Source organism: Nonomuraea fuscirosea, assembly GCF_003001935.1.
Classification (GTDB): Bacteria; Actinomycetota; Actinomycetes; order Streptosporangiales; family Streptosporangiaceae; genus Nonomuraea; species Nonomuraea fuscirosea.
Genome location: NZ_PVNG01000044.1, coordinates 21339 through 29779 on the forward strand (window position 1 = coordinate 21339; position 8441 = coordinate 29779).

Consider the following 8441-nt stretch of genomic DNA (forward strand, 5'->3'; position numbering starts at 1 on the left):
GGGGCTGCACCGGTGGATGGCAGACGCCTTGCGGCCGACGCGCGACGCGTCGGCCGCGCCGTCGTTCTCACCCTCACGGGCCTCATGCTCGTCATGTACGCCGCCGGGCTGGTGATGTGGATCGTCGAAGCGGCCCGGCTGCCGGAGGTCGAATTCGCGCCGTGGTCCACCCCGCAGGGCCGCGCGGTCCTCGACGCGTGGGGCATGCCGATCGAGTCATGGGCCGCGTTGGTGGCCCTGCCCGGGGTCATCGTGACGGCCGCCGCCGTGACGTCCGCGACGTTGATCCTGCGCCGCGGGACGTCGTGGTTTCGCCTCTATCTGGGCTTCACGCTCGTCCTGTTCGCCACGGGGGGCAGCGAGGCGCCTCTGGTCGTGGCCGCGCTGTATCCCGAGCTCGAGGGTGTGGCCCGCGGCGTGCAGGGCCTGGCCTGGATCGCGTTGTTCCCCGTGGTGTACGTCTTCCCCGACGGTCGCTTCGTCCCCGCGTGGAGCCGCTGGCCGGCCGCGGCGTGGGCCGTCTACCTGGCGCTGGGTCTGGCAGGGGTCGGAGGAGGATCGCAGGCGGTGGACGCCGTCATCGTCCTGATCCTGGTCGGGACCTGCGTCGCCGCCCAGCTCCACCGCTATCTCCGCGTTTCCGGACCGGTCGAGAAACAGCAGGCCAAGTGGCTGATGGTGGCGATCAGCCTGTGGTTCCTGTTCGCGCTCACGCTCAACGTGAGCCCCCTGGGCGCCCTGTACAACGAGGCCAGCGCCCGAGGGCTGATCGCGTTCGTCCTCATCGGCCTGCTCACGGCCGCGCTGATGGCGCTGATCCCCACCGCGGTGGCGATCGCGGTGCTGCGTCACCGGCTGTTCGACCTGGACGTCTGGATCAATCGGGCGCTGGTCTACGGCGTCCTGACCGCCTTCGTGGTGGCCGCCTACGCGGCCGTCGTCGGCGGCATCGGCGCGCTGTGGGCCGATGGCACCGGCGGGTTGCTGACGGTCGTCGCGGCAGCCGCGGTGGCGCTGGCCTTCAGCCCACTGCGCGAGCGGGTCCAACGGCACGTCAACCGCTTGGTGTACGGCGAGCGCGGCGATCCCTACGTCGTGCTCAGCAGGCTGGGGCAGCAGCTCGGCAGTCTTGCCCGGCCCGAGGAGATCGCCCCTGCCATCGTCGAGACCGTCGCCCGTACGCTCAAAGCCCCCTACACGGCGCTCGAACTCGACCACGAGATCGTCGCGAGCACCGGGAGACCCGCAGGCGCCACGGAGAGTTTCGAGATCGGCCATCGGGGCGAATCGTTCGGCCGGCTCGTCGTCGCCACTCCCGGCGACAACCTGTCCGCCAGGGACCGGCGGCTGCTGTCCGACCTCGCCCGCCACTGCGGCGCGGCGGTGTTCGCCGCCCAGGAATCCCTGCGCATCCGCCGGCTCGCCATCGACCTGCAGAAGACCCGCGAGAACCTCGTCCTCGCGCGGGAGGAGGAGCGCCGCAGGATCCGCCGCGACCTGCACGACTCCCTCGGCCCCGCGTTGAGCGGTCTCGCGCTCACCGTCGACGCCGCCCACGCCGTCATGGCCACCGACGCCGCCGCCGCGGACAAACTGATGCGCGCGCTGAAGGACCAGAGCAGGCAGACATTGGAGGAGGTACGCCGCCTGGCGCGCATGCTCCGTCCCCCCGCGCTGGACGAGCTCGGCCTCGCCGGCGCCCTGTCCCACCTGGCCGAAAGCGCCGAGCAGGCGGGCCTGGCCACCACCGTGCGCGTCCCTGAGCCGCCGGCGATGCCCGCCGCCGTCGAGGTCGCCGTCTACCGGATCGCGCAGGAAGCGGTCACCAACGTCATCCGGCACTCCGGCGCCGGCTCGTGCCTGATCGAGCTGAACGTGGCCGAGCACGCGGCCGAACTCCTGGTAGCCGACGACGGCACCGGCATCGACTCCTCCGGCCGCCCAGGCGTCGGCACCGCGTCGATGCGTGAACGCGCCGAGGAGCTAGGCGGCGTCCTCACTGTCACCAGCGACGCCGTCGGCACCCGCGTCGCCGCTCGCCTACCGCTGGCCGAGGAGAGCACATGATCCGGATCCTGCTCGCCGACGATCACCCGATCTTCCGGTACGGGCTACGCGCCGTCCTCGCCTCCGACCCGGAGACCGAGCTGGTCGGCGAGGCCGGGTCCGGGGAGGAGGCCGTCGAACTGACCCGCCGGCTGCGACCGGACGTGGTCCTCATGGACATCACCATGCCCGGCCTGAACGGCGTCGAGGCGACCCGCCGCATCCTCGCCGAACTTCCCGGCACCAACGTCCTCATCGTCACGATGTACGACGACAGCGCCTCGGTGCTCGCCGCGCTCAGGGCCGGAGCACGCGGCTACCTCATCAAAGGCGCCGACCGCGAGGAGATGCTACGCGCGGTCCGGGCCGCCGCAGCCGGCCAGGCCATCCTCAGCCCCGCCGCCGCCCACCACCTGACGACCCAAATCGCCACCCCCCGGCCGGGCCGGCAGCTTTTCCCCGAGCTCACCGCACGGGAGCACGACATCCTTCACCTCATGGCGGCCGGCTACACCAACCCCGCCATCGCCGAGCGGTCCGGACTGAGCGCCAAGACCGTGCGCAACTACATCTCCACGATCCTCGCCAAGCTCAATGCGACCTCCCGCGCCGAGGCCATCACCCGCGCCCGCGCCGCCGGCCTGGGCGACACCCGCCCGTAGCCGACACCAGAACGCCGTACCGGGAGCCACTCGACCTCACCAAGTGAGGCGCGCGGCCGCCAGTAACGAGGTAGTGCACCTGCCATGCCTGATACGCCTTAGACCCCTGGATATCTGTCTGGCAAGTACGCGCCAACCTTACTTGCCACACATGGCTGACGACCAAGAGTCACCCCCAGATAAGCTTCGCCGCACCGACTTTCTGGACAGAGGTTTCCGGACGGCATCGTGCCTGGTCGTTAGAGTGTCCAGAAAGGTAGACGTTTCTGGACACGCCAGGAGGGTGGCTGATGACCGTCTGGGCGTACGCACGAGTCTCGACGCGTGACCAGAACCCGCAGCTCCAACTCGACGCCCTGGCGGACAGCGGCTACGACGAACTGGTCATGGAAAAGGAATCAGGCAAGCGCGGCGTCGCGCGACCGGCGTGGGAGACGCTCCTGGCGCTGCCTCAGGCGGGCGACACGCTGAAGTTCTGGAAGTCCGACCGGTGGGGCCGCTCAGCGGGGCACGTGCTGACTACGGTCAACGAACTGCGCGACCGGGGCATCACCGTGGTGTCGCTGACCGAGAACTTTGATCTGGACACCAAGGAGGGCCGGTTCATGTTCGCGGTCCTGGCCGCAGCCGCGGAATACGAGCTGGAGCTGCGCGCCGAGCGCCAGGCCGAGGGTATTGCCGCCGCCAGGCGCCGCGAAGCCACCGGTGCCATGCTGCCAGGCAAGAAGAAGACCGGCCGGCCGCGCGTCATCGGCCCCGCCGAGCTGGCCACACTACGCCGCCTGGTCGACGACGGTGTCTCGGTCACCGAGGCTGCCCGCACCCTCAAAATCGGCCGCTCCACCGCCTACGCGGTACTCGCGGGACGCTGACCAGCAACTATCCCACCCGCATCCCACTTCTGCTCTGGGGCGCCCCAGCAAGATCGTTCTCATCGATAACGGCCGTCCGCCGGTTCCTCAGCCCCGGACCAACCGAGAGGACTCCTGAGGCGTAACCAGCATCCGCACACCGCGGGCCCCCACCTCAGCGGATAGCTGCGACCACCTCTGCCGCCACGGCATCGATCATGGCCTGAACAACAGCGTCGCCGATCGGGATGCCGTCGCTCATCCTGCGCGTCGGGACGTCGGCGCCGCGGGCGATGATCGTGACGATCACGTTTCCCTTGCGCAGGACGGCCTTGTCCTCGCCTTCCTGGTGGTCCACGATCTTGTAGACGTAGTACACGTAGTACCCCTCGTCGAAGTGCTCCCCCGCCTTCGCCGAACCAACCTGCTTCATCGCCCGCTTCACCGATGGGGCGCCACCGAACTCGCTGGGCTGCCGGAAGTCGTTCTTCTTCTTGCGCGCGAAGTTCACCTTGGCGTATGAGTTGGTGGAATTCGTGCCAGCTGGGCCTGCTTCGTAGAAGACCTTCACATCCCTGATCTTCAGCGGCGGCGCACTGCCAGGATCATTGCTCCAGACGCACGCCGGGTCGAATCTGCGCGCCTTCTTCATTCCGAGCCTCGATCGGGTCGCCGCAGACAGGACCAGGCAGGGATCGTCCGGCACTTCATAGCCGACGCGCTCCTTGGACGGCGTGGCGGGGCTCTCCATGGCCGAAGCAGATTCCCGCAGCGGCAAAGGGGCCCCCGTCGGGCTCGCGGGTCCGTTCGGTGATCGAGTGGGAGATGCCGAGCCCGGTCGGTTGCGCCGTGGTGTCGAAAACCGCGACCGTGGTCGAGCACACTGAACGTGACCGCGCCGGGAGCGGATGTCGGCCCAGACGACGGCGTGCCGGACGCCAGAGTATTTGGCCACATTGGTGAGCGCCTCACGTAACACGCCGGCCAACGCGTCGACGATGTCCGGCGGGACGCGATTGCCTGTGGAGAGGCGCGCAGGCGGCTGGTGTTGAACCCCACCTGCAGGCCGCCACGCACAGCGTGGCGTGCCACCGCCTCCAGGGTGACCAGCACATTGCCGTCCGGGGCATTGTTGTCGCCACGCAGATAGGCTCCCCGCTTGGGGTGAACCGGGGGACCAGTCTGCTCGGCCAGGTCGGGCAGCACTTGGCAGATGAGCCGCATGTCCTCATCACAGCCGGCGTCGCCGTGCACCACGGTCACGGCTACTCGGCCCTGGGTTGCGAGCTCGGCGTCGGCGAGGACGGCGCGTTCGGCCAGTCGTTGTGCCGCGTGCGGGTGCCTGGGCCGGTGCGGCGGGTCTTTGTCCTCGGGCGGGTGGGGCCGCTTGGCGATGGTTATCCGTGCGACATTCCTTCGTTGACGTGGCTGGCGCTCGTGGCGGGATATGTAGCGATTGTCTGCTGCAGCGGGTTACGGGCGTTCAGCGGAGGCGGCCAGGATGGCGGCGGCCAGAGCCTGTCCGTGAGCGGGGGCGTGCTCGGGGTCACCGAGCGGGATCCGGGTGTTCTGCCAGTACAGCACCACGCTGCCGTCCGGGTGCCGGGCGACGACCTCGGCATCGGCGGCCTCGGACAGCGTCACGCCGCGTACTCCGTCGCCGAGCTCGCGGCTCAAGTCGATCAGCTCGGGCAGCACCAGCCCGGCGGCGGCCTGGGTGGTGGCCAATTGGGCGCGCAGGTCCCGCACCTGGCCGGTGGCGCGCTGGTGCTCGGCCTCGGCGGCACGGATCTGCTGTTCGGCGATCACGGCGCGCTCGCGCTGGTTGTCGCGTTCGTCGCGGGCCTGGCTCAGTTCCTGTTCGGCGCGCGTGAGCAGCCGGGCGGTGGCGGCGGTTTCGCCGTGGGCGGCGACCAGGTCGAGGCGGGCCTGGGTGGCCTCGGCCCGGGCGGCCTCAGCCCGGCTCTCGGCGGTCTGGGCTCGGGTGGCGGCCAGCCCGCTGGCGTGCTCGGCGACCTCGCGGGCGGTCTGGGCCTGCTGGGCGCGCTGCTCGGCGGCAGCGGCCAGGCCGTGCTGCTCCTCCAGCAGAGCGCGCAGTCGCTGAAGCTCGCGTCGGGCCTGCTCCAGTGCGGTGGTCATCGCCTGCCGTTCCGCCGTGGCCTGCGTGGCGGCCTGCTCGGCGGCCTCACGGGCCTGTTCAGCGTCGTGGCGGGCTTGTTCGGCCGCGCCGCGGGCCCGTTCGTGCTCACCGACCTGGGCCCAGGCGTCGCGGGCGTCCTCTTTGGCCTCGGCGACCTTGCCGATGGCCTCCTGCCGGGCGCGGCGGGCGGCTTGCTCTGCGGCCTGCTGGGCCTCGCCGGCGACTTTGGCGCGGCGCTCGGCCAGCTCGGCGCGGGTGTCGGCTTCGGTCTTCTCGCGGCGGGTCCGGTCGGCGTCGGCGCGGGCGGCCCGGGCCTCGGCGCGCGCGTTCGCGACGGCGCCGGCCAGGTCGGCGCGCAGGGCCTCGGCCACGGCGGCGATCCGGTCGGCCAGCGGCCCGAGCACGGCGCCAGCCTGGTCCAGCCGGACCTCGCCGGTGTCGCGGGCGGCGGCGGTCTCGGCCGGAACGCGCTCGCGGTGATACCGGGTGCGGTGATCGGCGCTGCAGTCCAGCGCGTCGGCGCGCTTGCCCGGCGGCAGCGCGCCGCCGCAGTAGCGGCAGGCCCGGCGGCCCGCGGCGCGGGTGCGTGCGGCGCGTTCGGCGGCCACCGCCTCCTCGACCCGGCCGGGCAACGGCGCCGGGATGTCCACATCGGCCGCCGCGGCGTGCCCGGTGCCGGCCCCCGGGCCGGGCCGCACCTCATCCTCGCTCATGCGAGAATTCTAGCAGATTCCATATCCGTATCCGTATCCGTATCCGTATCGAACGGAACTGATATGTTTAATTGCTCCTTCGAATCTCTCACACAATTCCAGTTATGTGAGATACACTGTTGCCCCGGGCGGCCGAGCGGATGAGGGGTGCGGGTGAGGACGCTGTCAGTGGCCACCATGCCGCTACATGACGAGGCCCGGCAGCGAACCATCGCTGCGCGCCGGGGCCGCGGTGGCAGGACAGGCCGTCCAGCTGGAGCCGCCCAACCTCACCGCGGTGTGGCAGCCCAGCAGGAGCACTCGCCCACATGCCGGGCCGGCGAACGGAGGACGCGGTCGTGACGATCGGCGAAAACGACGATGTGCTCATTCCCACTGCGGTGTGGCACTCCGGAACGGGCGCTCAGGGCCCGAGCACCGCGACTCTCGCGGGCTCGGGCCGGCACGGTGGCGGGGGAGCGGTTGGCGCGTTCGGGCAGCGGGCCGAGCCCCCGCTCCCGCCGCCCGCGCCGCTGGTGGACTCGGTCGGCGACATCGCCGGGCTGCGGCCGCGACGCCGCCGCCGTGACGGCGGTGAGGTGCCCGGTGCCGACGTCGACCTCATCGACGCACTGCCGCGTACCGACGACGAGCCGCTACCCGGCCAGCGGGCCAGCTGGCCGACCGTCGCCGCGTGGCTGCGCTCGGGCAAGAGCGCCGCCACCCGCCGCGCGCGGCTGACCGACCTGGCCAAGTTCGTGCGCTGGTGGGCCGCCACCGCGCCCGGCGCCGGACTGTGGCAGGTCTCCGAGGACGTCCTGGTCGCCTACGCCGAGCAGCTGGGCACCGGCAGCGGCCACGCGGCCGGGCTCACCCGCGGGGGCGCCTCGCTGGCCGATGCCACCGTCAAACGGCACATCTCCACGCTCAAATCGCTGTACGGGTACGCGGTACGCCGCCGCGTGATCGGCCACAGCCCCGCCGCGTTCGTCGACACCCCCGAGGTCGGCAAGGTCGGCACCACCCCGGCGCTCGCCCTGAACGAGGCCGCCGCGCTCGTGCGCGGCGCGCAGAAGATCGCCGAGCGCCATCCGGTCGACGCCGCGGCGGTGATGCTGCTGGCCACCCTCGGCCTGCGCGCCGGGGAGCTGGAAGGGCTCACCGTCGGACGGCTGGAACGCGACGCCGGGCACTGGGTGATCCGCTTCCGGCTCAAGGGAGGCAAGAACATCGCCGTGCCGCTGGCCGCGGAGGTGATGACCCTACTGCGGCCGCTGATGACCGGCCGCGCCCCCGGTGACCTGCTGCTGCTGCGGGCCGACGGCCGCAGCTTCGACCGCTGGCGGCAGCAGACCGCGCTACGCCGCGCCGCCCGCGCCGCCGGCCTGGACCTCGCCAAGCTCACCCCCCACGTGCTCCGCGCCACCGCCGCCACGCTGCTGCGGGCCGCCGGCGTCCCGGTCGACGTCGTCCAGGAACTGCTCGGGCACGCCTCCCCGGTCACCACCCAGCGCTACGACCGCGGCCAGACCGCGCTGGACGGGCACGCCGCCTACCAGCTCACCGACCTGCTCACCACCCAGCAACCCACTTCCGGCTCCGGCGACCGCACAGCCGGCACCAGTCCTGAGGTCACCACGAGTACCGATGCCAGCGAGACGCCCGCCACCGCGCGTCCCCGTCGGCGGCCTCCGCGCCATCGTGGTGCACAACCGCTGGCAGGAAGGCTCCGCAAACCCGTGGACCCTCCTCGGCGAAAACGCTGACCTGTCGGCCCAGTTGGGGTGCCGTTAACGGACGTGTCACCAACCGCCAAATATGGGCGGCCTCTTGACTGACCTGCTGTAATGCCCTGCTGCTTCGGGCGGATCCATAGACATGGAGCGTCCGCCGTTAGGCATGGATGAACTGGTCGACCACTGGACGGTGCTCAGCGACGAGGCCGGCCTGGTCAAGAGCAATGCTTGAGACCTGTGGATCGGTCGGGAAGGGGTGTACCTTCCCGATGATCATGTGAGTCCTCAAGACATGACCGACGCGCCAACGTCGG

6 protein-coding genes are annotated in these 8441 nt (G+C 71.1%); 4 read left to right on the forward strand and 2 right to left on the reverse strand.

All coding sequences use genetic code 11. The features are described 5' to 3' along the window. The first annotated feature begins 12 nt into the window (after window positions 1-12). The 3 genes from B0I32_RS53825 to B0I32_RS53835 all read left to right on the forward strand — a co-directional run bounded on the left by B0I32_RS53825 (window position 13) and on the right by B0I32_RS53835 (window position 3580). Window positions 13-2067: a sensor histidine kinase gene (locus B0I32_RS53825; protein WP_106253058.1), complete on the forward strand. Its 2055-nt coding sequence runs from the start codon at window positions 13-15 to the stop codon at window positions 2065-2067. Then, window positions 2064-2708, forward strand: a complete 645-nt coding sequence (locus B0I32_RS53830; protein ID WP_181308837.1) for a response regulator — start codon at window positions 2064-2066, stop codon at window positions 2706-2708. The genes B0I32_RS53825 and B0I32_RS53830 overlap by 4 nt, the downstream gene beginning before the upstream one ends. A 290-nt stretch (window positions 2709-2998) precedes the next feature. Beyond that, the gene (locus tag B0I32_RS53835; protein ID WP_106253059.1) at window positions 2999-3580 is read left to right on the forward strand and encodes a recombinase family protein; all 582 of its coding nucleotides are present in this window, start codon (window positions 2999-3001) and stop codon (window positions 3578-3580) included. 154 nt (window positions 3581-3734) lie between these two features. Here the strand turns inward: B0I32_RS53835 and B0I32_RS53840 are convergent, their stop codons facing one another. Both B0I32_RS53840 and B0I32_RS53845 read right to left on the reverse strand, forming a co-directional pair. After that, window positions 3735-4310: a hypothetical protein gene (locus tag B0I32_RS53840; RefSeq protein WP_146178696.1), complete on the reverse strand. Its 576-nt coding sequence runs from the start codon at window positions 4308-4310 to the stop codon at window positions 3735-3737. A 722-nt stretch (window positions 4311-5032) separates the two neighbouring features. Continuing rightward, window positions 5033-6412 carry a coiled-coil domain-containing protein gene (locus B0I32_RS53845; RefSeq protein WP_106253063.1) on the reverse strand — a complete coding sequence of 460 codons (1380 nt, stop codon included), beginning with the start codon at window positions 6410-6412 and terminating at the stop codon, window positions 5033-5035. Between the two features lie 338 nt (window positions 6413-6750). Here B0I32_RS53845 and B0I32_RS53850 point away from each other — a divergent pair, with 338 nt between their 5' ends. Next, window positions 6751-8157: a tyrosine-type recombinase/integrase gene (locus B0I32_RS53850; RefSeq protein WP_181308839.1), complete on the forward strand. Its 1407-nt coding sequence runs from the start codon at window positions 6751-6753 to the stop codon at window positions 8155-8157. Window positions 8158-8441 lie beyond the last annotated feature (284 nt).